Here is a 23927-nt window from a genome sequence, read left to right as displayed (position 1 = left end):
ATATCGTGGGGCGCGCCGAGACCGGTCGTACGAGGAGAAGCGCGCTGATGGACACGGGTGAGCACAGAAGTGAGCACAGACACGACGGCGAAGCGGTGGCGACCGTCGACATCGACCGCACCGACCTGGCGTACCGGGCCTGGCTCAAGGAAGCCGTACGCAAGGTCCAGGCCGATGCCAACCGCTCGGCCGACACGCATCTGCTGCGCTTCCCGCTGCCGGAGAGCTGGGGCATCGACCTCTACCTCAAGGACGAGTCGACGCACCCCACCGGCAGTCTCAAGCACCGGCTTGCGCGCTCGCTCTTCCTCTACGGACTCTGCAACGGCTGGATCCGCCCCGGACGGCCGGTGATCGAGGCGTCGAGCGGTTCGACCGCCGTCTCGGAGGCGTACTTCGCCAAGCTGATCGGGGTGCCGTTCATCGCCGTGATGCCCCGCACCACCAGCCCCGAGAAGTGCCGGCTCATCGAATTCCACGGCGGCCGCTGCCACTTCGTGGACGACTCGCGCAGGCTGTACGAGGAGTCCGCCAGGCTCGCGGCGGAGTCCGGCGGCCATTACATGGACCAGTTCACCTATGCCGAGCGGGCCACGGACTGGCGCGGCAACAACAACATCGCGGAGTCGATCTACCAGCAGCTGCGGCTGGAGCGGTACCCGGAGCCCGCCTGGATCGTCGCCACTGCGGGGACCGGCGGCACCTCCGCGACCATCGCGCGGTACGTGCACTACATGCAGCACGACACCCGGATCTGTGTGCCCGACCCGGAGAACTCCTGTTTCTTCGACGGCTGGACCCGCCACGACCCGCTCGCCACCAGCGACTGCGGATCGCGCATCGAGGGCATCGGCAGACCCCGGATGGAGCCGAGCTTCGTGCCGGGGGCCATCGACCGGATGATGAAGGTCCCGGACGCGGCCACGGTCGCGGCCGTGCGCGCGCTGGAGCGGTCCATCGGCCGCAAGGCCGGCGGCTCCACCGGGACGGGGCTGTGGAGCGCCTTCAAGCTGGTCGCGGAGATGCTCGCACAGGGCGCCACCGGCAGCATCGTCACCCTGATCTGCGACCCAGGTGACCGCTACCTCGACAAGTACTACTCCGACTCCTGGCTGGCCGCGCAGGGCCTGGACATCGCGCCGTACACCCGGACCATCGACCACTTCCTGAGCACCGGCGACTGGCCCGGCCCGCAGGTGGGCAGGGCCTGATCCGCGGCAGGCCCCCGCCCGCCGTACTCCGGGCCGCCGCCCTCCTCAGGCCCCGGCCGGTCCGGAGAGCCGCCGGCCGAGGTTGCGCACGGCGTCCCGGAAGGACCTGCCCACCGCGGGGCGCGCCCGCCGCATCGTGAACCGGAACAGCGCGGAGCCGTCGGCGGCGAAGGTCCACCGCACCCGGGTCCCGGTACCGGCGGGGGTCAGCAGCCACTCCTCCACCAGGGCGTGCAGACCGGGGGCGTTGGATTCGTCGACGCGGTAGGCGTACCTGCTGCCGGGCTCGGCGGCGACGACGGTCTCCCGAAACCTGATCCCGCCCCGGAGCCTCACCTCGCGGCCCGCGCCCGCGTCGACCGGCCGCGCCGACGTCAGCTGGGTGAACCAGCCGGGCCACCCCTCGACGTCATTGGCCAGGGCGCGGTACACGGCCTCGGGCGGCGCGGCCACCTCGGCGGCGAAGACCAGTCTCAGCGGAGCGGCCCCGACGAAGTCGAGGTCCACGGAGCGGAGTCGGCGTGCCATGGAACGCACCTCCCGTGCGGTCGGCGGCGGACGGACCGCCGCCACCATATCTGGCACTCCGTCAGATGTCCTCTGCGGTACCTGAGCCGACCCCGGCCCCTCATGCGCGGGCCCGGTCAGCGCACCGCTGTGAGTGAACCGCCCTCCCGGAGCCGGGCCGTCAGTGCCACCGGGGCGTCGCGCGGCGCCCGCACCGCGAGCGTCGTACCGGAGGCCGAGGTGCGGACCGCCCCGGTGGCCTGGATCCGGTCGACCGCGCGGCTTCCCGCGGCCAGCACGTACCACCGGCCCGAGGGCGCCTTCCAGTGCGTGCCGCCCAGCACGTGCTGGCCGAACCGGCTGCACAGCGCCGTGTCGCGCTGGTCGCCCACCACGGTCGCCGGGGCGGCCGTCGACGGATCGGGTCCCAGGAACTGCACCAGCACGCGTCCGGGCCCCTGCCAGGTGTCGGCCCGGGTGCAGACCCACTGGGCCGGGGCGCCGCCCTCCGGAAGACGCTGCTCGGCGAAGTCCCAGTTGTTGACCGCCCGCACCCCGGTGCCGCCCAGCGCACGCAGCGAGCACGCGGTGCGCGCCCAGCTCAGCAGCGCGGGGCCGCCCGTCGCCTCCCTGGGCTGCCGTGCGGGTGCGCCGCCGCCGGGTTTCGGCGTGAAGGTGAGGTGGACCGGGGCGAGATCGCCCAGGTCGGTGACGAGGAAGGCGTGTTTCTCCACGATGCGCTCCGAGGACCGCAGCTGCATCACCGGCCAGGAGTCGCAGCCGCCGGCCGGTGACGGACGCGGGACGGCGGCCGTCACACCGTCCGCCCCCACCTTCAGCGCACGCGCCGGAGTGTCCGGCCGCAGCAGATCGCGCGTCGTGGACTGCGAGATCCAGGGCGCCAGCAGAAAGCGGGCACGGTTCCCGCTGCGGCTGACGACCACGGCCGCACCCGTCGTCACATCCGCGTCATCGGTCCGGGCGAAGTCCAGGGCCGGGGCCCCGGTCCCGGACAGCGGCTCCGCGTAGCGCACCACCCGTACCCCGCCGTCGTGGAACAGCACCACGGCGGCGCCGTCCACCTCACCCGCGTACAGCAGCCGGGGCGGCTGGGTCGGGGGCACCGCGAGCGCCCCCGGGGTGGTCGAGACCGCGGTGCCCTCCGGGGTCCGGCCCCAGGCCCGCAGCGCCCGGCCGAGCAGCGCCCGGTCGTCGGAGCGGCCGCCGCGGGCCGGCCACGCGGTGAAGTCGACGCGGGAGGTGTCCGCCCACTCCTGCGCCGCGGTGCGCAGCAGCGCCGCCGGGTCGAGGGCGGGAGCGGGCGTGCTCCCGGCGTCGGGGAGACGGACCGCCGAACCCTCCTCCGCCAGCGCGACCACGCCGCCCGCCACCACGCACAGCGCGGCGACGCCCGCCACCACCCGCATCCGGTGCCGGCGTCGCAGCAGATCGCTCGGCCGTGTCTGGAGGACACACGGATCGAACTCCCCGGAACGCAGGAGCGCCTCGGCCGCCGCACGGTCGCCGGCCCCGAGCCGCCTGGCCGCCCGTACCGCGCTCGCCGGGTCCCGCGCGTCCGCGCGGGCGAGCAGGGCCTGTGCCTCCGGCTCGTCGAGCTCCTCCAGCAACCGCAGCGCGAACGCCGCCCTGACGGCCGCCGATACCGTCGACAGCTCCTGGTCCAGCGCCAGTTCGGCCGCTCCGCCGGCCCGCGGGAAGAGCCGCAGACCCCAGACGGCCGGGAGCGAGGGGCGCAGCGCGGCCGGTGCCGGCAGCCGCCCCGGCCACCAGCGCGGCCGCCGCTCGTGGGCCAGCGCGGTGCGCAGTACACGTAGCCGCATCCAGGCGTAGGCGGAGCTCACACCGTCCTGCGGAGCGGGTCCGGGGGAGGCGCCGCGGGTCTGCGCCGGGACCCGGGCGGGCGCCGGAACCTCCGGCGCCGTACCCGTCCCGGGCAGGGCGCGCTGCACGGAGGCGTGGGCGGCCAGCACCCTGCGGTGCCGGCCGAGGGCGGGCGGCAGGACCAGATAGGCGAGCCGGACGAGACGTGGGTAGTGCTCCACGAGCGCGGCCTCGGCCTGCGGGACGCCGGGGCGTTCGCTGCTGCCGGAGGACCGCTGCTGCGGTTGGTGGATCGGCATGAATTCGATGCTTCCTGAGCCGTAGGCGGAAACCGTCACACCGACAAACGACTCGATCGTGTGACGGTCACATCACCTGCTCAGGGCACCCGTCGGCACCGCGCGGATCCGGCCACCGGTCACTGATGGCCCTGCGCCGGCCGGTCGAGCATCGAGTCGAGCACCCGGCCGAAGATCCGCCGCCCCGCCCCGGAGATCAGCGGATCGCCCCACCTCGGCAGCAGCCGCACGCTCAGCTCCTCCACCCACACCACGTGGGAGCCGGCATGGGTGGGATATACATCGATCGAGGCCCGGCCCAGCACCACCCGGCCGCGCTTCTCCAGACGGCACATCCCCGCCCGGCTGCCGGACGGCGGTGACCACCGGACCACTTCCATCGGATCGTCGAACGCCAGCGGACCGACCCCGGTGCGTGCCACGAAGACCGTCCCGGTCCGGGTCGGCGTCCCCGCGGGCACCGTGATCGTGGTCAGCGGGACCTGCGCGGCGTGCCGTTCCCAGTCCGTCACCCGGCGCCAGGACTCGGCTGCGGGCAGAGGGGTGAAGCGCTCGATCCGGAAGACGGCCACCCCCCGATCCTAGGCCGTGCCGGGCCTCCCGCGAGCTGAGCGGAATCCGGGGCTGTGGTCCTGGCCGAACCCCGGCTCAGTCCCGGCCCGGCCCGCCGTCGGCGTCCCGGCCCGCGACCACCAGACCGGGCAGGTGCTCCTCGATCTCCTCGCGGGCCTCCTCCGCCAGGCCCGCGTCCGTCACGAACGTGTTCACCTGCTCCAGCGTGGCGAACGAACTCAGCCCCACCGTGCCCCACTTGGTGTGGTCCGCGACCACCACCACACGCCGCGCCGACTGGACGAAACGCCGGTTCGTCTCGGCCTCCGCCAGATTCGGCGTGGACAGGCCGGCCTCGACCGAGATGCCGTGCACACCGAGGAAGAGCACATCGAAGTGGAGCGAGACGATCGCCTGGTCCGCGACCGGGCCGACCAGCGAGTCGGACGGCGTCCGCACCCCGCCCGTGAGAACCACGGTCGCGGCACCCGGCCGGGCACCCGGTGATCCCGGGCGCTGCGCCGCGTGGAACACGTCGGCGACCCGCACCGAGTTGGTCACCACCGTCAGGTCCGGTACGTCCAGCAGGTGCTGCGCGAGCGCGTAGGTCGTGGTGCCGCCGGACAGCGCGATCGCACTGCCGGGCACGGCCATCGCGGCGGCAGCCCGCGCGATGTCCTCCTTGGCGGTCAGCTCCAGCGTCGACTTCGCCTCGAAACCGGGCTCGTGCGTACTGGCCTCGACCACCGGCACGGCGCCGCCGTGCACCTTCTCGATGACCCCCTGCCGGGCCAGCGCGTCCAGATCCCGGCGGACGGTCATGTCGGAGACGCTCAGTTTGCGGGTCAGCTCATTGACCCTGACCCCGCCGCGCCTGCGCACCTCGTCGAGGATCAGCGCGCGCCGCTGCTCCGCGAGCAGATTCTGATTCTCGCTCAACGCCGGGTCCGGTCCTTCCCTGTGGCCGTGCAGGAGTCCGTTCGGACGGGCTCATCCTGCCACGCGGTGTCGCGGGCCGCCGCACTGGGGAGATTTCGTGAGAGCGGCACGGACACCGCCGCCCGGCCGCGACTCTGGTGACCGGCCATCAGCCGCCTTCCCCCCACTCCGAGAGCGAGTCACCGCAGTGCCCCCTCCCACCCAGGCCCCGCAGAGCACCGGGCCAGCGCTGGAACTGCTGGTCCACGGTGTGGGCGGAACCACGCCCCAGGAGATGCTCGCCGACCCGCGCACGGTCCGCGTCACCGGTGACGCCACCGCCGCCATCTACCGGCGCCCCGCCGACATCGACGCGGAGCAGCACCCCGAGCGGTACCGGGACCGGCCCATCCCCGAGGCCTACTGCTGGTCCAACCTCACCTCCGGCAACGGCTCCCGTGCGCTGTGGCTCCTGCTGCTCCCGTTCATGGTGATCAACCTCGCTCACTGGATGCGCCCGGCCGCCACCGGCCGCCCCCGCACCGTCCGGCTCTACGGGGCACTGGTCCGGCTGGTCGCGCTGAGCCTCACCGTCCTGCTGACCGCCGCGGCCTGCGAGGTCGCGCTCGACCTGACCGCCTGGCAGTGCGCCGGTGTGGCTGCCTGCTCGGACCAGCGTTCGTGGCTGGGATTCCTGTCCGCCGCCCAGGGCGGCTGGTGGTCCCAGCCCGGCCGCCGGCTCGCCCTCGCGGCCCTGGTTCCCACCGCGCTGGTGGGACTGCTCTGGTATCTGTCCAACCGCACCTGGAGCGCCTACGAGTCCCAGCGCCCGCTGACCGGCACCGTCCCTGACGACGACGGCGCCGGGACCGCCCCCGCCGAGCCCCTGCGGCCCGCGCTCGGGCGCCCCGGATTCTGGTTCGGGCGCCGGCTCGTCGCCCGGCTGCGCGCCGCCCACACCGCCGCCGGGTTCCTGACCGTCACCGCCTCGGTCGCGGGGGCCGCGGCCCGGCACGACCGGGTCGCGGACGGCCCGGTCCCCGCCCTGTACGGCCGCCTGATCGAGGCGCTGCTGGTGCTGGGCATGCTCGTGGTGCTCTGGGTCGTCTGCCGGCGCGGCCGCAGCGAGCGGCGCCTCGACAACCGGCTCGACCGCGCCGTCATCACCTACCTGCCCGGGGCCGCGCTGACCCTGCTCGTCCTCGCCTCCGTGCACGCCGCCTGGTCCCGCCCCGGCTGGGCCTCCGCGGGCACCCTCCCCGGCGACGTCACCTTCCGCGTCGTCACCCTCGCCCAGGGCGCCTTCGTCGTCGCGCTGGCCGCGGTGGCGTGGCGCCTGTACCGGCGCAGCCCCGAGCCGCGCACCGTGATGCGCGGACTCGGCGGCCCCTCGGTCGCGATGCTCGCCTGCGCGCTCGGCGGCGTGATGACCGGCGGGGTGGCCCAGCGGGTGGCCGACTGGCTCGACGGTCCCGGCAGCCCCGGCATGGGCCGCAGCGCCGTCATAGAGGGGCCGCCGGTCCTGCTCAGCTGGCAGGCCTCCGTCATCCCCGTGCTGCTGGTGCTGCTCCTGCTTCCCGGGATCGCCCTCGGCGTACGGACCTACCTCGTCGCCCGCCGCCTGGAGCCCGTGGTCGACGCGGAGTACGAGGAGCGGCGGCCCGACCCCGCCCGTACCAAGCAGATCGCCCGGACCCGCGCCACGGCCGCGCTCACCGACTCCGCGCCCGGCATCGTCGGCCTGGTCTCCGGCGCCACCCTGCTGCTCGGCGCCGCGGCGGTCGGCGGGGCCTGGGCGAGCGGGCAGGTGCCAGGACTCGCGATGGACGGCAGCAGCCCCTTCGTCGAATCGGTGGCGGAGGCGGCCCAGTCGACCGGTTCCTGGATGATCGGCTTCGGCTTCCTGGTCTTCGTCGCCTGCGGCCGGCGCGCCTACCGGGACGCCTCCGCCCGGCGCACCATCGGCATCCTCTGGGACGTCGGTACGTTCTGGCCGCGCGCCGCACACCCCTTCGCACCGCCCTGCTACGCGGAGCGCGCCGTCCCCGACCTGGCCTCACGCATGTCCGGCTGGACGGCGAGGACCCGGGGCCGGCTCGTCATCTCCGGCCACTCCCAGGGCAGCGTCCTGGCCGCGTCCGCGGTCTGGCAGCTGCCCGCCGGAACCCGGCGCAGGGTCGCCCTGCTGACCTACGGATCACCGATCGAGCGGCTCTACGGTCGCTGGTTCCCGGCCTACTTCGGCCCTGTCCAGCTGCACGGTCTGCACCGCTCGGTGCACTGCTGGCGCAACCTGTGGCGGGCCACCGACCCGATCGGCGGCGAGATCCGGCTCGGCGAGGAGTCCGGGCCCGAGGTGGACCGGGGCCCGCTGAAGGACCCGCTGGTCTACGGGCGCACCCCCGAGCACCCGCTGCCCGAGCCGGTGCTGGGCCACTCCGACTACCAGGCCGACCCGGTCTTCGCCCAGGAACGGGCCGCGCTCCTGGAACGGCTGACCCCGCACCTGCCCCAGCAGGCCGGCGAGCCCCGCCAGGAGCTCAGGGAAGTTCCGGGAGGTCCTCCGGGTACAGCAGGGTGAGGTCGTCCGTGCTCGTCTCCGCGAGCTGGGCGACCCGGCCCGCATGCCGTTCCACCATCGACTCGAAGGTCTGGCGGGCCGTGCGGCCGTTGCCGAACGCGGGACCCTTGGGGAGCTCGGTGAAGTACTTCAGCAACGCCTCGTCGGTCCCGGAGGCCAGGCTGTACTCCTGTTCCTCCGTCTGCTGCTCGACGATCCGCAGCAGCTCCCGCGGCTCGTAGTCACTGAAGGTGATCGTCCGTGAGAAACGGGACGCCACACCGGGGTTGACGGTGAGGAACCGCTCCATCTCGTGGGTGTACCCGGCGACGATGACGACCACCGCGTCCCGGTGGTCCTCCATCAGCTTCACGAGCGTGTCGATCGCCTCGCGGCCGAAGTCCCGCCCGGAGTCCTCGGGGGACAGCGCGTACGCCTCGTCGACGAACAGCACCCCGCCGCGCGCCCGGTCGAACGCCTCCTGGGTCCGGATGGCGGTCGAGCCGATGTGCTCGCCGACCAGATCGACCCGGGACACCTCGACCAGATGGCCCCGCTCCAGCACACCGAGGGCGGCCAGGATCTCGCCGTACAGCCGGGCCACCGTCGTCTTGCCGGTACCGGGGGAGCCGGTGAAGACGAGGTGGCGGCGGACAGAGGCGGCCTTCAGACCGGCCTGCTGCCGTCGTCGCCCCACCTCGATCATGTCGGTGAGGGCCCGCACCTCGCGCTTGACGCTGTCGAGCCCGACCAGCGTGTCCAGCTCGCCCAGCACCGCCGCGGAGGTGCGCACCGGCGCGGCCGGCGGCTCCACCGTGACGGGCTCGACCGCGCGCGGAGCGGGGACGGCCCCGAGCAGCCCGGGGGTCGTCTGGGTCGCCGTCAGGACGGCCGGCGGCGGGGGAGTGGCGGTGCGCAGCGCGCTCTCGTCGCTGGTGCAGTCCTCCACGACCGGGCCGGTGCCGGACCCGTCGCTCTGGGCACCGCCCTCCGGGAACTCGTAACCCCCGCGGGCACAGCGCTCGGTGCGGCAGCGGGTCAGCGTCGTGCGGCAGCCGTCCATCACGTAGAAGCCGTAGCCCTCGCTGCCGGTGACCCGGCAGCCGTGGAAGGTGCCGCGGCCCTCGGCCGACACGTAGAAGCCGGCCTCGGCGGGCGAGGTGACCGTGCAGCGCTCGATCGTCGGATCGGCGCCCTTGGTGACGATCACGCCCGTCTGGGCGGCATCGATGGTGCAGTTGTTCAGGGTGCCGCCGCTCCCGTGGTCCCGGAACCAGGCGCCGGTGGACGTCTCACGGATCCGGCAGTCGTCGAGCTGCGCCGTCGCCCCGTCGCTCACCGACACCGCCGTGTTGCGGATCTGGGAGAGATCGCTGTCCACGACGTCGGCGCGTGAGCCCCGGTCGAGCACGAAGATGGCGTCCGGCACGTCGTGTACGCGGCAGGAGTCCAGTATCACCGTCGCACCGTCGCTGACCCAGACCGCCGGGTAGTCGCCCGTGCTGTCGTGGATCTCGCACTGGTTCGCGTCGACCCGGGTGCCCGGGTCCCAGACCGAGAGCCCGTTGCGGCCGAACCGGCGCACCGTGGAGCGGGTCAGGGTGAGGACCGAGCGCGAACGCAGGTCCACCGCGTTCTCCGGGATGTCGTGGATGTCGCAGTCGGCCAGCGTGAGCACCGCGTCGGTGTCGAGGGTGACCCCGTCCGCGGAGGTGCGGTGCACGGTGCAGTCGGTGAGGTGGGCCGAGGCGCGGGCGGCCACCTGTATTCCGCTGCCCTTGATCTCGTAGATCTCGCAGCCGACCGCCTCAAGGCCGCTGCCCTCGCCCGTGACGGACAGCCCCGCCCCGGAGGAGTGGTGGATACGGCAGCGCTCCAGCCGGGGGTGCGCGCCGTCGCGCACCGAGACGCCGGACTGACCGGCCGAGACGATCTCGCACTCCTCGAACACGCCGCCCGCGCCGTCGAGTACGGCGATACCGACGCCGGCCGGGTTGTCGACGGTGCAGCGGCGCACGGTGGGCCGGGCCGAGCCGCGCACCTCCAGGCCGGCGGCCGAGCGGGTCACGATCCGCAGGTCCGCGAGTTCCGGCGCGCCTTCCTCGACCAGCAGGGCGGGGGCCGCCGAGTCCTGGCCCTCGACATGGAGATCCTGGACGACGGCGGAGGCGCGCAGCGTCAGCGGTACGCCGTCGACGGGGGCGATCCGCACGGAACCGAGGGAGCCTTCCGGCCCGCGCAGCGTCACCGCGCGGGCGATGACGAGGTTCTCCCGGTAGGTGCCCGGCGCGACGGTGAGCACATCACCGTCCGCCGCCGCTTCCAGCGCCGCGGTGAGGGAGGCGTATTCGCCAGTGCGGCGCCGCCACCGCGATGTGCCGGTGTGCGTCACCTGGACCGTGCCCTGTGCCATGGCGCTGACGTGCCCCCGCCTCGTGCGTGTGTGATGCCCTGGTCACCGGCCTCGCGGCAGTGACCACCCAGAGTCCGCCCCGCCGAAGTGAGAGGCGGCCGGTCCACCGTAGCGCGCGTGGAGGGCGGGAGTTGACCTGATCGGCAGCCTCGCGGTGCCGTGACGGGCAAAGCCTCCCCGGCGGGCCGGACCCGGCTCAGCTGCCGGTACCGGTCCTGCCCCAGTCCGGACCGGCCTTGGCCCAGGCCCGGTCGAGCCGCTCGTAGCGTTGCCGGACCATGCGCCAGACGGTCAGCCGGCGCCCGGCCTCGGTCAGCAGGGCGGTGAGCATGGTGGCACCGAGCCCGGCGAGTACGGCATGGGTGTGCGCCGTCGGCGCGTCCATGGGGCGCGGCGCGGGATGCCCCTCAGGGCCGGTCCAGATCCTGACCGGGGCCCCCGGAGCGGTGTTGCGCGAGTAGGTCGTCACCGTGGCGCTGCGGGCCGTGCCGTCCGGTGCGTGCCAGCGGGCCAGCACCGTGGTCATGGCCGCGCGGTCGGTGGAGACCTCCGGGTCGGCGACGAAGTGCCGTGAAGCCGTGGAGCGGCGCACCACGACGGCGGTGGTGAGATGGGTCCGCGCCTGCTGGGCCCAGACGGACTGCTGCAACGCGCCGTCGACGCGCGAACCGAAGAACCAGCCGGACGCCGGCGCCGCCAGCACCAGCAGCACGAACGCGACCAGGGCCACCCACGCCTCGTGCCGGTCCGTGGCACGGCGCAGGGGATTGTGCCGCCAACGCCAGACTCCCGAAAGTGCCCGCACAGTCCTGCACCCCCTTCCGTATCCGTCTTAACCCGATACGGTGCGGTCCGCGCGCCGGAGCGACCAGGAGAGAACAACCTCACCCCGCCCAACGCACCGGCCCGCTTCGGGAGTTCCCGGCAGCGGGGGGCGGTTCGTCACGGGCATCCGGCGAGAGCCGCCGTCGAGTCCCCATGGCTCGACTGCACTCTCACCGGCCGCCGGTGCCGCCGGCACTCCGAACGGGCGGCTGTGGACGGCACGGGGTACGGCAGGGCGCATGCGTCCATTCTGCCAGCCGCCGCCGACAGCCCGCCGTCGGTGCGGCGTTACCCCGTCAGGACGTCCCTGACGCCCCCGGGTGCTGGTACCTCGGGTCCGCTAGTACCCCCGGCCCTGGTACGGGCGGTTGTACGGGTCCTCGTACGGCGACTGCGCGGGAACCGGACGCGGCGACGCCGGACGCATCGACTCGTAGCCGGTACCCGGCGCGGGCCGCGGCTGCTGAGGCTGTTGCGGCGGCGACTGGTAGCCGCCGCGGCTCGCGGCCGGCTGCTGCGGGATGTACGGCGCCGGGGCGTGCTGCAGGTGGGCCGGCTGCATCGGCGCGTAGCCCTGCTGGGCGGCCGGCTGCGGGTAGCCGTACGACGGAGCCGGCTGGGAAGGCGCCGACGGAAGGGCGGGCAGAGCCGACGGGAGTGCCGGCAGATAGCTGCTGCCGGTGTCATAGGCGGCCGGTACCCGGATCGGCGCGATCTGAGGGGTGCCCCGCTCCGCGACCAGGGAGTCGTAGATCGGAGTGTCGGGGAACGACGGTGCGGCGTAGTAGCCACCACCGTAGGTGGAGCGAGGGGAGGTCATGCCACCTAAGTTAAGCCCACGATGTGCCGATTGGGGAGTCCCAATCTCGGGGTTATCCGTTTTACGCTGATTCTGCCCTCCTGACCTGCCAGAACATTGTTAAAGCCTTCGTTAACAGAGGGGCCTTTTCGGTCGGCGGTTCCGCAGGACGTGAATAGGACTTGGTCAAATCGGGATTAGCGAGCAGGCCGCCCGGCTAAGGGAGTTCGGCGGCCCGATGGTCATGAACCACTCAAGGAAAGGGAGTGAGCGGGGCCGCCGCGGTGGACGGCCCCGCTCACTCCCTTGCCGCCTCGGCGACCGGTCAGACGGCCGGGTCGTGCCGCAGCGCCACCACGTCGATCTCCACGAGGATGTCCATCAGGTCGGAGCCGACGGTGGTGCGCACCGGGCGCGGATCGCTGAAGTGCTCCCGGTAGACCTCGTCGTACGCCGCGAAGTCCCGGTGCAGGTGCTGGAGGTGGACCGTCGACTTCACCACGTCGTCCAGGTCGAGGCCGTCCGCCCGGAGCAGGGCGCGGAGGTTCGCCAGGACCTGGCGGGTCTGTTCCCGGACGGTGTCGGCCACCGCCCCGGTGACCGGGTCCTGCGGGCCCAGGCCCGAGGTGAACAGGTACGGCCCGGCGGCGATCGCCTTGCTGTAGCCGCCGGCCGGGGGAGGCGTGCGGTCGCTGTGCACGGCGCGCTTGACGGGGGCCGCGGCGGGCCGGGGAGGGGTGCTCATCGGGTCAGGTCCCCCTCGCGCTCGTTGACGCCGGCGTAGTGGCGCAGCTTGTCCTCGTCGACGGTGACGCCCAGTCCGGGACCCTCCGGCACCCGCAGCCGGCCGTTCTCCAGGGTGAGCGGCTCGATGATGTCGTCCGCGTGCAGGTAGTACATGGAGTCGATGGCGCGCGACAGCACCGGCGTGGAGGCCACCACCGTGAGGTGCGCGGCCGTCGCGATGCCGAGCTCGCCACCGCTGTGCAGGTTCATGCCGAGCCCGAACGTCTCGCAGTGCGCGGCCAGCGCCTTGGTCGGGGCGATGCCGCCCCACTTGTACACGTCACCGTGGATCACGTCGACGGCGTTCAGCCGCATCGCCGGCGCGAAGTCCTCGAAACGCACCACGCACATGTTGGTGCACAGCGGGATGCGGACCTTCTGGCGGACCTGGCTCATGCCCTCGATCCCGACGCACGGGTCCTCCAGGTACTCCAGGTCCAGCTCCTCCAGGGCGATGCCGGCCCGGACCGAGTCCGGCACCGACCAGGCCGCGTTCGGGTCGACACGCAGGTTCACGTCCGGCAGCGCCTCGCGCACCGCGCGCAGGACGGCGACATCGCCCTCCACGTCCTTGGTGCCCTTGAGCTTCACGGCGCTGAAGCCGCCCTCCGCCACCACCCGCACGGTGTGCTCCGCCAGCGCCCCCGGCAGCTCCGCGGGGCGGGCGCCGGGCGCGTCGGCGCGGGTGATCAGCGCGGTCAGCGGCACCTCGTCGCGGACCCGGCCGCCCAGCAGGTCGGTGACCGACTGGCCGGTGGCCTTGCCCATGGCGTCCCAGCAGGCGACGTCGAGCGCGGCGAGCGCCGCGTAGCCGAGGTAGCCGTAGAAGAACGGCACCATGTGGTGGCGGCGGTGGAAGGACTCCAGGGCGAAGGGGCTCGTCCCGATCAGGTCCGCCGCGAGGTCGCGGACGATCGCGGCGACCGGCCGGCCCCACATCGTCTCGCCCCACCCCTCGACGCCGGAGTCGGTCCTGATCCGCACCACGGTGCGCGTCTCCCCGGTCTTCGTCTCGAACGAGCTGGTGAACGGGTTGACCAGGGGAAGGTTGACGACCTGGACGTCGACCTCGGTGATCTTCATGGAGTGCGGTTTCCTCTCGGTGGGGGCGGCTCGTGGGCGGGTCACGCGGTGGGGCGGGTGGCGGCGTCGAAGGCGAGTACGGCGCGCGCCAGCCCGAGGGCACGGCGCTCCAGCAGCCGGGCCCCGCTCACGGCGTCGGCTCCGGACGCGTCGTCGGTGGAGCCGCCCACCCGCTCCCACTCGCCGTGCCGCTCCACGGTCAGACCGGGATAGGGCGGCTTGTCGAACAGCGGCGGCGGGTCGACGGGCTCGCGTCCGGCCCGCCCGGTCCGCACCAGTTCGGGCCGGGCGGCGAGCATCAGCGAGGTCTCGAACCAGCCTGCGTGCCCGGGGATCAGCCCGCTGTCCCCGTCCTCCTCCGGACCCTCCCCGGGCTCCCCGGTGTCGGTGAGCGTCCAGTACGAGCAGGCCGCCGCGGTCACCTCGGCGCGCAGCGCGAACCGCTTGACGGCGAGGCGCATGATCTCGTCGTTGCCGCCGTGGCCGTTGACGACGAGGACCCGGCGGTAGCCGCAGGCGGCCAGCGAGTCCAGCAGTTCGTCCAGGACGGCGCCGAGCACCGGGGCCGACAGGGTCAGTGCCGCGGCGAACAGATGGTGCGGGCTGTGCCCGTACGGCAGCGTGGGCAGCCGGACCGTACCGGGCACGTCAGCACCGGCGGCGGCCCGCTCCGCCAGGACGGCCAGGGCACGGGAGACCACCGCGTCCGCGAGCATCGTGTCGGTGCCCATCGGCAGGTGCTCGGCGTGCTGCTCCTGCGAGCCGATCGGCAGGATCGCGATCGAGCCGGCCGCCGCCGCGCGGGTCTCGCGCCAGGTGCTCTCGGTCAGATTCCGGTGGGTCATGCCGCTGTCTCCCCGGTTCGGTGGCATGACAGAGTCGGCGCATGGCGCATGAACGTATTCCTTTGCGGTTGGTACCCGATCCGCGGCCGGAGGAGCCGGCCGGGCGGGGCGTCGGTGTGCTGGGCGCCGTCGAGGTGCTGCCCGGTCTGGTGCGGTCCGCGCTGCTGGAGCGCACCGGGGTCGTACGGGAACGCGCGCAGGCCCGCTTCGACGCGGGCAGCGCCGACCCGGGCGTGGTCGACGAGGCGCTGCGGGAGGCTGCCGCGGTGTTCGCGGGCCACGCCCCGCTGGGCGTCGGCGTGGCCGCCGCCGGGGTGATCGACCCGGCGGCCGGCCGGATCGTCGAGGTCAACGACGCGCCCGCGCTGCGCGGCTACCCGGTCGCGGACCGGCTGACGGAGCTGACCGGTGCGCCCGTCCGGGTCGAGCACCGGGCCCGCGTCCAGGTCCTCGGGGACCGGTGGTTCGGCGCGGGACGCGGCCGGCGTTCCTTCGCGTCCGTCGCGACCGGTGAGGTGCTCGGCGTCGGCATCCTCTACGACGGTCAGGTGCTCGCCCCGGTCGGCGGCCGCAGCGGCGCCCACATGACGGTCACCGCCAGCGGCGACGTCTGTACCTGCGGCCGGCGCGGCTGCTGGAAGACCGTGGCGACGACCCGCTGGCTGCGCGACCGTGCCGCCGCGCTCGGCATGGACCCCCGAGGTGTCTCGCCGGGCACGCTGCTCGCCTCGGCCGACCCGGCGGCCCGCGAACTCGTCGTGCGGTACGCGGAGAACCTGGTGCTCGGCCTCGCCACCGTCCAGCAGCTCTTCGCCTGCGGACTGTTCGTGCTGCACGGCGAGGCGCTCGACGGCGGCGAACCGTTCCGTGAACTGGTCGAGACCCTGCTGCGCGCCGATGAGCTCGGCGGCGGAGAGGCCCCCACCGTGGTGCTCGGCGAGCCGGCCGACACGGGCGCGCTGCTCGGTGCGGCGGGCCTGGTCCTGTCGGGAGGCTAGCGCCACGGGCGGTCGCGGGGTCATGCCGCGTCGTCCCGCGCCGTGTCGTCCTGTGCCGTGTTACCCCGCGCCGTGTCGTCCTGTGCCGCCCGGACGCGGCGGCCCCGCGAGGGGTCGGGGACCGGCACGGCGTCCAGGAGGCGCCGGGTGTACGCGTCCCGCGGCTCCGTGAAGACCTGCCGGGTGTCGCCGCTCTCCACGATGCGGCCCCCGCGCATCACGGCGACCCGGTCCGCGATCTGCCCGACGACGGCCAGGTTGTGCGAGATGAAGAAGTACGTGAGGCCCAGACGTTGCTGGAGCTCCGCGAGCAGGTCCAGGACGCGGGCCTGCACGGACACGTCGAGCGCGCTCGTCGGCTCGTCCAGGACGACCAGGCGCGGCTCCAGGGCGAGGGCGCGGGCGATGGAGACGCGCTGGCGCTGCCCGCCGGAGAACTCGTGCGGATAGCGGTCCAGGATGCCCGCGTCCAGGCCTACGGAGTCCAGGAGTTCGCCGGCCCGCTCGCGTACCGCCGCCCTGCCGCGCCGCCCGCGCGCCCACTCCTCGTGGGTGACGAGCGGCTCTCCGACGATGTCCGCGATGCGCATGCGCGGATTCATGCTGGAGTACGGGTCCTGGAGGACGACCTGCATCTGCCTCCGCAGCGGCCGCAGTTCGGCGCCGGTCAGCGACAGCAGCTCCGTACCGTCGAACCGCACACTGCCCGCGGTGGGCTCCAGCAGGCGCAGCAGCAGCCGGGTCAGCGTCGTCTTGCCGCAGCCGGACTCCCCGACCAGGGCGAACGTCTCGCCCTCGCGGACCGTGAGGGAGACGTCGTCTACGGCGACGCTCGGCGGCCGGCCGGGGAACTCCTTGCGCAGTCCGCTGATTTCCAGAAGGTCGCTGGTGGTCATGGGGCGGGCTCCAGTCGGGGGGTGGCGGCCAGCAGGTCGCGGGTGTACTGCGCGGCGGGGCGGGCGAAGACATGGTCCACGTCCCCGGTCTCGACGACCTCGCCGTGCCGCATGACCGCCACGCGGTCGGCGGTCTCCGCGACCACCCCCAGGTCGTGGGTGATGAGCAGGACGGCCATTCCGTGCCGGCGCCGCAGCGTGACGAGCAGTTCGAGGATCTGCCGCTGCACGGTCACGTCGAGCGCCGTCGTCGGCTCGTCCGCGATCAGGACGCGCGGCCGGGCCACGAGCGCGGAGGCGATCATGACGCGCTGGCGCAGTCCGCCGGACAGTTCGTGCGGGTACTGCCGGTAGCGGTGCTCCGGATCGGGGACGCCGACCTCGTCGAGCGCCGTCAGCGCGGCCAGCCGCGCCTCCGCGCGGCTGTGGTCGCCGTGCAGCCGCAGCGCCTCCGCGACCTGGGCGCCGACCCGTTGCAGCGGGTCGAGGCTGGTCATCGGGTCCTGGAACACCATGGAGATCCCGGCGCCGCGCACCTTGCGCAACTCACGCTCGGGCAGCGCCAGTACGTCCCTTCCGTCGAGGAGCACCCGGCCGCCCGCGTACACGCACGGCGGTTCGGGGTTGAGGCGCATCGCGGACAGGGCGGTGGCGGATTTTCCGCTGCCGGACTCACCGACGACGGCGAGGGTCTCACCGGCGGCGACGGAAAGGTTCACCCCGCGCACCGCGTGCACGGTGGCGGAGGCGAGTTCGAAGTCGACGCGCAGGTCCTGGAATTCGAGGACGGGCGGGGCATCGGGGGAGTGGGTCATCGGCGGTACGCCTTCGGGTCCGCGACGTCGCGCAGCGCGTCGCCCAGGATGTTGATGGCCAGGGAGGTGAGCATCAGTGCCACACCGGGGAACACGGCGATCCACCAGGAGGTGCCGAGGTACAGCTGTCCGTCGGCGAGCATGCCGCCCCAGGTCACCGTCTCCTTCGGCACACCGAGGCCCAGATAGCTGAGTGAGGCCTCCGCGACGATGGCGGCCGCGATGTGCAGGGTGCCGATGGTGGCGAGGGGCGCCATGACGTTGGGGAGCAGGTGCCGCCGCATGATCGTCAGGTCGTCGACACCGATGGCGCGCGCCTCGGTGATGAAGTCGCGGGTACGCAGCGACAGCACCTCCGAACGCACCACGCGGGCGTACGAGACCCAGCCGGTGATGCCGAGTACCAGGATCACGTAACCCAGTCCCGAGCCGACGAAACCGACGACGGCGAGCGCCAGCAGGATCGCGGGGAAGGCGAGCTGGACGTCGGCGACGCGCATCACGACGCGGTCCGTCCAGCCGCCGAGGTAGCCGGTGGCGAGGCCCGCCGCGGTGCCGATGACCCCCGCGAGCAGGGCGGCGCCGGCGCCGACGAGCAGCGAGACACGGGTCCCGTACACGACGCGGGAGAGCAGGTCCCGGCCGAGCTGGTCGGTGCCGAGCAGATGGGCGCCGCTGCCGCCGGACTGCCAGGCGGGCGGCTGGAGGCGGCCGAGGAGGTTCTGGGCGTTCGGGTCGGCGGGCGCGATCAGCGGAGCGCACAGCGCGCACACGATGATCAGCGCGAGGAGGACGAGCGCGACCGCGGCGAGCCGGTTGCGCAGCAGCGAGCGCCATACGGACGGCTGCTTCGCGGCGGCCGGGGCGACGGCGGCGGTGGGCGCGGGGGCGGTGGTGGTCATCGGGAGTTCCTCACCCTCGGGTCGAGGAGGCCGTAGGACAGGTCCACGAGCAGGTTCACCACGACGAACGTGGCGGCGAAGAGCAGCACCGTGCCCTGGACCAGGGGGAAGTCGCGGTTGGCGATGGCCTGCACGGTCAGCTGGCCGACACCGGGCCAGGAGAAGACCTGCTCGGTGAGGATCGCGCCGCCGAGCAGGCTGCCGACCTCCAGGCCGACGACGGTCACCACCGGCAGCGACGCGTTGCGCATCCCGTGCCGCAGCACGGTGCGCACCGGACCGAGACCGCGGGCGCGGGCCGTACGGATGTGGTCGGAGCCCAGCACGTCGATGAGGGAGGAGCGCAGCAGCCGGGCGACGACGGCGACCGAGTAGACGGAGAGCGTGACCGCCGGCAGGACGAGGTGCGCGAACGTGCCGTAGCCGGAGGCGGGCAGCGCGTGCAGGCCGACGGCGAACACCAGGATCAGCAGGATCCCGATCCAGAAGGGCGGGGTGGACTGGCCGACGAGCACGGCCGTGATGACGCCCCGGTCGGCCGGCTTGCCCCGGCGCATCGCCGCGATCGTCCCGGCGGGCAGCGCGATCAGCAGCGTCACGACGAAGGCGCCCGCCGCGAGCAGCAGGGTGGCCGGGATGCGGTCGGCCAGTACCTGGCGCACCGGCTGGTTGTAGAAGAGGGAGTTGCCGAAGTCGAAGCGCGGCAGGCCCCACAGATAGTCGAGGTACTGGCTGAACAGCGACTTGTCCAGGCCCAGGCTGTGCCGCAGCACGCTCTCCTGCTGGGCGCTGGCGTCCGGCGGCAGCATCACCTTCACCGGGTCGCCGGACAGCCGCACCAGGAAGAAGGCGACGGTCGCGGTGCACAGCAGCACCAGGACCGCGGTGCCCAGCCGGGCGGCGGCCGGGCGCAGCACCGCCACGACGCGGCTGCCCGGCGTCCCGGCCGGACCGGCGGACCTGGCGGGCAGGGTCAGGGACTCGCTCATCACACGGCCACCTTCGCGCTCGCCATGTCGAGGATCCCGGCGGCGCCGGGCGTCCAGCTGGGCCGGGTGTTGTGCACGTAGATGTTGTCGATCTGGTAAAGGGGCACGAAGGGCGCCTCGTCCTTGATCAGTTGCTGGAGACCGGAGAAGGCGCGGCGCCGCACGGCGGGATCCACGGACAGCTCCTCGGCGTCCACGAGCCTGTCGGCGCGCTTGTCGTGCCAGCGGCTCTGGCGCCGGTCGCTGCGTACGTTGGACTGGAGCATGCTCTCGCCGTCCAGGGTCCACACGGTGGACGCGGCCAGGTACATCGGGCCGAGTGCGCCGTGGTTGTCCGAGGTCAGCCGCTGGGCGTAGGTGCCCGGGTCGAGCAGATCCACCTTGGCGCGCACCCCGGCGTGGGCGAGCAGCCCGGAGATGGCCTCGGCGACGTTCGCGTCGAGGTTGGAGGCGGTGAGCGAGGTGCTGATGCCGTCGGGGTGCCCGGCCTCGGCGAGCAGCGCGCGGGCCTTGGCGGCCGAGCGGAGGTAGGGCTTCACGGTCTCGTCGAAGCCGAACGCCCCGCGCGGGATCATCGCGGGGACCTCGGTGGCGTTGCCGCCGAGCACCGCCTTGATGAGCAGTGGTACGTCGACGGCGTGGTTGATCGCCCGACGGACCCGGCGGTCGCGCAGCGGCCCGTCCGACAGGGTGTCGAGCGACAGGTAGGAGGTCCGGACGCCGGTGTGGTGGTCGATCCGCACCCCCGGGTAGCCGGCCAGCTGCTCGGCGGCGTCCGGGGTCATGCCGGCCACGATGTCCACGCCGCCGCTCTGCAGGGCGGCCAGCGCGGAGGAGGAGTTGGGGGCGGGGACGAAGACCAGCTCGTCCAGGTGCGGGCGGCCCTGCCAGTGGCCGGCGTAGGCGCGCAGCCGCAGTTCGTGGTCGCGCTGCCAGCGGCGGAACGCGAAGGGGCCGGTGCCCACGGGATGTGCGGCGAAGCCCTCGTCCCCGACCTTGTCCAGGTAGCGAGGGGGCACCACCACACCGCCGAACAGGGACAGCTTCGCCGGCAGGATCGGGTCGTGCACCGAGGTGTGCAGGTCCACCGTGTACCGGTCGACGACGGTGACGTCCTCGACGTAACGCAGCTCCACGATCGGTGACTTGGTCGCGGGGGCGAGCAACCGCTTGATGCTGAACCGGACCGCTTGCGCGTCGCAGGGCTCGCCGTTGTGGAACGTGACACCGCGCCGCAGCTCGAACCGCCAGACCTTGGCCCCGACGGCCTTCCAGGAGAGCGCGAGCCGTGGCCGCAGGGTGTTGTCGCGGCCCAGGGAGGTGAGCGTGTCGAAGATGTTGATCAGGGCGTTCATCGACGTCATGTCGCCCTGCTTGTGCGGGTCCATCGTCTTGGGATCCCCGGGCTGGGACACCCGCAGGACGTTGCCGGCTGCGTCCGCCGGCGGTGACCCGCACCCGGTCAGCAGGGCGGGGGCGGCCAGGGCCGGGGCGGCCAGAGCGCCGGCCCGCAGCACCGAGCGGCGGGAGCAGCCGGCGCGGGGGCCGCTTTGCCCTCCACGTATTCGTTCCATTGAACAACACACTCGTTCCGGTGAATGGAATGCAGTGCGGGTAAGGTAATCCCCATGGGGAAACCGGTCAACAGTCGTTCGCAGCAGCAGACGTCCGCCACCGCTCTCGACGAGGCGGCCGTGACAGCCCTTCCACCCGCGCCAGGCCCGGTGGACAAGGCCATGGAAGTGCTCTCCGCCCTCGCGGAAACCGGGGCACCGCACCGCCTCGCGGACCTCGCCCGCCGTACGGGCCTCGCCAAACCCACCGTGCACCGCCTGCTGCGCGCTCTCGCGGCCGGCGGCTACGCCGAACCGGCCGCGGGCGGCAGCTACCGCCCGGGGCCCCGCCTCCTCGGACTCGCCGCGGGCGTCCTCGCCGATGACGCGGCCACCCGCCGGGCCGGCCCGGTCCTGGAGGAACTGCGCCTCCGCACCGGCCTGTTCGCCTCGTACGCGGTGCGCGACGACAGGACCCTGGTCCACCTGTGCGTGCACGCGCCCGCCCAGGGACCCGCCCTCGACCTGCGCCCCGGAACACGTGAGCCCGTCACCGCGGGCGCCCCGGGACTCGCTCTGCTGGCGGCCCTGCCCGCAGCGGACACCGAGACCCTGCTGACCGGACCGGACGGCGCCCCCGTCGACGGGGCGACGCGCACCGCGCTGGCCGCCGCCGCCCGCGACGGCTACGCCTTCGACGGCGCCGACCCCTGGCGGGAGCGCCGCGCACTCGCCGCCCCGGTCCGCGATGCCGCGGGCCGTCCGGTGGGCGTGCTCGTCCTCGCCGGACTGGCCTTCACCCTCGACGAGGCGGCCGCGCGCCTGTACGGGCCGATGGTGCGCTCCGCCGCGGCCGCGGTCTCCGCGAGCCTGGCCGCACAACCGGGAGGACGGCTCGGCCTGGTGGCGGATCCGGACCGGGGGACGGGGCGCAAGTGATGAGTACCCACCACGCCGCCGCACGCCGGCACCTCCTCGAACAGGGGCGGGCGCGCGGCCTGTACTCGGGCGCCGCCTGGTCCCTGGGGGACGCGAACGGACCGTACGACCGGGGCTGGACCGGGACCCGGGCCATCGGCGGCGCCCCGCTGGACGGAACCGACCTGTGGGACCTCGCCTCGGTGACCAAACCGATCGTGGGCCTCGTCGCCATGGCCCTGGTCGAGCGGGGCGTACTCGGCCTCGACGACACCGTGGGCCATCACCTGGACCGGTACCGCGACAGCCCGCACGCCGACCGCACCCTCGCCCAACTCCTCGACCACACCTCGGGACTGCCCGGCGGCGTCCCCCTGTACCGCGAGCACCCCACCCGCGCGTCGCTGCTCGCCGCGCTGGGGACGCTGGGGCGCACCGCCGCACCCGGCACGCACGTCGCGTACTCGTCCCAGGGGTTCATGCTGATCGGCCTCATCGCCGAACAGGCCACCGGCCGGAGCCTGGACGCGCTGGTGACGGAGTTCGTCAGCACGCCGCTCGGACTGGCCGACCTGTGCTTCCGGCCCGGCCCGGAACAGCGGGCCCGTGCGGTGGCCACCGAGGACTGCCCCTGGCGCGGCCGGACCGTGACCGGTGAGGTGCACGACGAGAACGCCGTCGTGCTCGGCGGTGTCGCGGGCCACGCGGGCCTCTTCGCCACCCTCACCGACATGGAACGGCTCGCGTGCTCCCTGCTCGGCGGCGGGCCCCCGTTGCTCGCACCGGACACCCTCGCGCTGATGACCGCACCCCGCACCGACCACCTGAACCTGCGCCGCGCCCTGGCCTGGCAGGGGACGGACCCGCACACGTCGCCGGTGGGCGACACCTTCGGGCCGGCCTCGTACGGGCACACCGGATTCACCGGCACCAGCCTGTGGATCGACCCGGAGGCGGCGCGCTACGCGATCCTGCTGACCAACCGCGTCCACCCGGACCGGGCCGAACGCGGATTCGTGCCTCTGCGAAGGGAGTTCCACGCGGTCCCTGTCCACCCCTGACCGCCGCGCCGGCGGGTCCGCGCACGCCGGCAGATCCGTGCACGCCGGCAGATCCGTGCACGCCGACAGGTCCGCGCACACCGGCCTCCGCGCGCTCAGGTCTCCGCGCACTCGGCGCGTTCAGGGCCCCCATCGTTGGTGATGCATCGTTAGTGATGGGGTCGGCGTAGGGTGCGGGCCATGAGTTCCTCGACGACCCCGGTCCAGCTGTTCCTCCTCGGCCGGACCCTCATGAAGATCGGGGAGGAGGCGCTTCCCGCGCTGCCGCCGGGTGCCGGCTCCCACGGGGTCGGCACCCGCGCCGCCCTCGTCGTGCTGAGCGACCTCCTCGGCCACCCGGACACCTCGGTGAGTGCGATCGCGGTACGTACGGGTCTGCCCCAGAGCCAGGTGTCAGGAGCCGTGGCCCGGCTGAAGGACGCGGGTTCGATCGTGACCGCGCCCGATCCGGCCGACGGCAGAAGGCAGTTGATCCGCACGGCCCCCCACACGTCGGAGCGGGTGTCCGAGGTCCGGGCGTCCGGGATCGACGCCGCGCTGGCCACCGCGCTCGGTACGGACGACCCCGAGCGGCTGCGCGAGGTCGGGGAGGCCCTCGACGTGCTCGCCCGGCACCTCACCCCCGAGGCGGCGGGCCGCCTGCGGTCGTGAGGCGGGCCGGGAAGCCTCGTCCGCTCCGGCTCCGGCCCTGAGCAGCCCCGGGGCCCGGCCCCGGGTACGGACTCCACGGCGGCGGCCGCTCCGGGCGGGCGCCGTACTCGGCCTGGCACCACTACCTGGTCACCGGGGACCGCGCGTTCCTCACCGATGCCTTCCAGCGCGCCGTCAACACCCTGCGGGCCGGCCGCGATCAGCACCACGAGGAGCGCTACGGGCTCTTCGAGGGGCCCGCGTTCCTCCAGGACGGCATCGCCGGCTACCCCGCCCCGCCCGCCGATCCGGACAACCCCTCCTCGTTCGTACTCGACCACCCCGGCACGGACCGGATGATGTGCCTGTCCACCAACTGCCTCTTCCACGCCGGGTATCTCGCCACCGCCGCGATGGCGCAGGAGACCGGCGACCGGCGCACCGCGCGAGTTCCGGCTGGCCGCCGCCCGGCTGCGCACCGCGATCTCGGACTGCGCTGACCCGTCCGGGGTCCGGACCGGCGGA

General features: G+C 73.6%; 22 protein-coding genes. 7 read left to right on the top strand and 15 right to left on the bottom strand.

Translation table 11 applies throughout. From position 1 onward, the window contains the following. Positions 1-47: 47 nt before the first annotated feature. Positions 48-1211: a PLP-dependent cysteine synthase family protein gene (locus ACIP89_RS23245; RefSeq protein WP_401927978.1), complete on the top strand. Its 1164-nt coding sequence runs from the start codon at positions 48-50 to the stop codon at positions 1209-1211. Between the two features lie 45 nt (positions 1212-1256). On the opposite strand, the gene ACIP89_RS23240 is transcribed toward ACIP89_RS23245, so the two are convergent. From ACIP89_RS23240 to ACIP89_RS23225, 4 genes are all read right to left on the bottom strand, one after another. Next, entirely contained in the window at positions 1257-1739 is a 483-nt protein-coding gene (locus tag ACIP89_RS23240; protein WP_402116469.1) for an SRPBCC family protein, read from the bottom strand. 116 nt (positions 1740-1855) lie between these two features. Next, the gene (locus tag ACIP89_RS23235; protein ID WP_402116467.1) at positions 1856-3859 is read right to left on the bottom strand and encodes a hypothetical protein; all 2004 of its coding nucleotides are present in this window, start codon (positions 3857-3859) and stop codon (positions 1856-1858) included. A gap of 119 nt (positions 3860-3978) precedes the next feature. After that, the gene (locus ACIP89_RS23230; protein ID WP_401927986.1) at positions 3979-4431 is read right to left on the bottom strand and encodes an SRPBCC family protein; all 453 of its coding nucleotides are present in this window, start codon (positions 4429-4431) and stop codon (positions 3979-3981) included. Positions 4432-4507: 76 nt separating this feature from the next. Next, positions 4508-5350 (bottom strand): DeoR/GlpR family DNA-binding transcription regulator, encoded by an 843-nt coding sequence (locus tag ACIP89_RS23225; RefSeq protein ID WP_401927988.1) that lies wholly within the window; start codon positions 5348-5350, stop codon positions 4508-4510. 187 nt (positions 5351-5537) lie between these two features. On the opposite strand from ACIP89_RS23225, the gene ACIP89_RS23220 reads away from it, so the two are divergent. Next, complete coding sequence (locus tag ACIP89_RS23220; RefSeq protein WP_402116514.1) at positions 5538-7910, top strand: hypothetical protein; 2373 nt, start codon at positions 5538-5540, stop codon at positions 7908-7910. On the opposite strand, the gene ACIP89_RS23215 is transcribed toward ACIP89_RS23220, so the two are convergent. The 6 genes from ACIP89_RS23215 to ACIP89_RS23190 all read right to left on the bottom strand — a co-directional run bounded on the left by ACIP89_RS23215 (position 7870) and on the right by ACIP89_RS23190 (position 14640). Beyond that, positions 7870-10302, bottom strand: a complete 2433-nt coding sequence (locus ACIP89_RS23215) for a right-handed parallel beta-helix repeat-containing protein (protein ID WP_402116512.1) — start codon at positions 10300-10302, stop codon at positions 7870-7872. The two genes, ACIP89_RS23220 and ACIP89_RS23215, sit on opposite strands and share 41 nt — an antisense overlap. 196 nt (positions 10303-10498) lie before the next feature. Continuing rightward, positions 10499-11107, bottom strand: coding sequence for a hypothetical protein (locus ACIP89_RS23210; protein WP_402116466.1), 609 nt, complete (start codon positions 11105-11107; stop codon positions 10499-10501). Between the two features lie 360 nt (positions 11108-11467). Further along, complete coding sequence (locus ACIP89_RS23205) at positions 11468-11947, bottom strand: DUF6643 family protein (protein ID WP_401929336.1); 480 nt, start codon at positions 11945-11947, stop codon at positions 11468-11470. 304 nt (positions 11948-12251) lie between these two features. Next, complete coding sequence (locus ACIP89_RS23200) at positions 12252-12671, bottom strand: RidA family protein (protein WP_402116464.1); 420 nt, start codon at positions 12669-12671, stop codon at positions 12252-12254. Next, entirely contained in the window at positions 12668-13795 is a 1128-nt protein-coding gene (locus ACIP89_RS23195; protein WP_402116463.1) for a mandelate racemase/muconate lactonizing enzyme family protein, read from the bottom strand. The genes ACIP89_RS23200 and ACIP89_RS23195 overlap by 4 nt, the downstream gene beginning before the upstream one ends. Before the next feature lie 41 nt (positions 13796-13836). After that, entirely contained in the window at positions 13837-14640 is an 804-nt protein-coding gene (locus tag ACIP89_RS23190; RefSeq protein WP_402116461.1) for a creatininase family protein, read from the bottom strand. 68 nt (positions 14641-14708) lie between these two features. On the opposite strand from ACIP89_RS23190, the gene ACIP89_RS23185 reads away from it, so the two are divergent. Next, positions 14709-15638, top strand: a complete 930-nt coding sequence (locus ACIP89_RS23185; RefSeq protein WP_402116511.1) for an ROK family protein — start codon at positions 14709-14711, stop codon at positions 15636-15638. Positions 15639-15658: 20 nt separating this feature from the next. On the opposite strand, the gene ACIP89_RS23180 is transcribed toward ACIP89_RS23185, so the two are convergent. The 5 genes from ACIP89_RS23180 to ACIP89_RS23160 are packed head-to-tail and all read right to left on the bottom strand — an operon-like array spanning position 15659 to position 20814. After that, positions 15659-16534, bottom strand: coding sequence for an ATP-binding cassette domain-containing protein (locus ACIP89_RS23180; RefSeq protein ID WP_402116459.1), 876 nt, complete (start codon positions 16532-16534; stop codon positions 15659-15661). Next, the gene (locus tag ACIP89_RS23175) at positions 16531-17349 is read right to left on the bottom strand and encodes an ATP-binding cassette domain-containing protein (protein ID WP_402116458.1); all 819 of its coding nucleotides are present in this window, start codon (positions 17347-17349) and stop codon (positions 16531-16533) included. The genes ACIP89_RS23180 and ACIP89_RS23175 overlap by 4 nt, the downstream gene beginning before the upstream one ends. Further along, positions 17346-18251, bottom strand: a complete 906-nt coding sequence (locus tag ACIP89_RS23170; RefSeq protein ID WP_402116457.1) for an ABC transporter permease — start codon at positions 18249-18251, stop codon at positions 17346-17348. Before ACIP89_RS23170 ends, ACIP89_RS23175 begins: the two co-directional genes overlap by 4 nt. Next, complete coding sequence (locus ACIP89_RS23165; RefSeq protein ID WP_402116455.1) at positions 18248-19240, bottom strand: ABC transporter permease; 993 nt, start codon at positions 19238-19240, stop codon at positions 18248-18250. The genes ACIP89_RS23170 and ACIP89_RS23165 overlap by 4 nt, the downstream gene beginning before the upstream one ends. Next, a complete protein-coding gene (locus ACIP89_RS23160) occupies positions 19240-20814 on the bottom strand; it encodes an ABC transporter substrate-binding protein (RefSeq protein ID WP_402116454.1) in 1575 nt (524 codons plus the stop codon). Before ACIP89_RS23160 ends, ACIP89_RS23165 begins: the two co-directional genes overlap by 1 nt. Positions 20815-20868: 54 nt before the next feature. Here ACIP89_RS23160 and ACIP89_RS23155 point away from each other — a divergent pair, with 54 nt between their 5' ends. The 4 genes from ACIP89_RS23155 (at position 20869) to ACIP89_RS23140 (ending at position 23902) form a co-directional block, all read left to right on the top strand. Next, on the top strand, positions 20869-21732 hold the full coding sequence (locus ACIP89_RS23155; RefSeq protein ID WP_401929326.1) for an IclR family transcriptional regulator: 864 nt from the start codon (positions 20869-20871) through the stop codon (positions 21730-21732). Continuing rightward, positions 21732-22772: a serine hydrolase domain-containing protein gene (locus tag ACIP89_RS23150; RefSeq protein ID WP_402116453.1), complete on the top strand. Its 1041-nt coding sequence runs from the start codon at positions 21732-21734 to the stop codon at positions 22770-22772. Before ACIP89_RS23155 ends, ACIP89_RS23150 begins: the two co-directional genes overlap by 1 nt. Positions 22773-22952: 180 nt before the next feature. Then, positions 22953-23423, top strand: coding sequence for a MarR family winged helix-turn-helix transcriptional regulator (locus tag ACIP89_RS23145; protein ID WP_401929322.1), 471 nt, complete (start codon positions 22953-22955; stop codon positions 23421-23423). A 338-nt stretch (positions 23424-23761) separates the two neighbouring features. Then, a complete protein-coding gene (locus tag ACIP89_RS23140) occupies positions 23762-23902 on the top strand; it encodes a hypothetical protein (RefSeq protein WP_402116451.1) in 141 nt (46 codons plus the stop codon). Positions 23903-23927 lie beyond the last annotated feature (25 nt).

Origin of the sequence: Streptomyces sp. NPDC088730, assembly GCF_044751215.1 — a bacterium.
Classification (GTDB): Bacteria; Actinomycetota; Actinomycetes; order Streptomycetales; family Streptomycetaceae; genus Streptomyces.
Note: the sequence above shows the minus strand (reverse complement) of the source record. Positions and strands in the feature narration are given on the sequence as shown.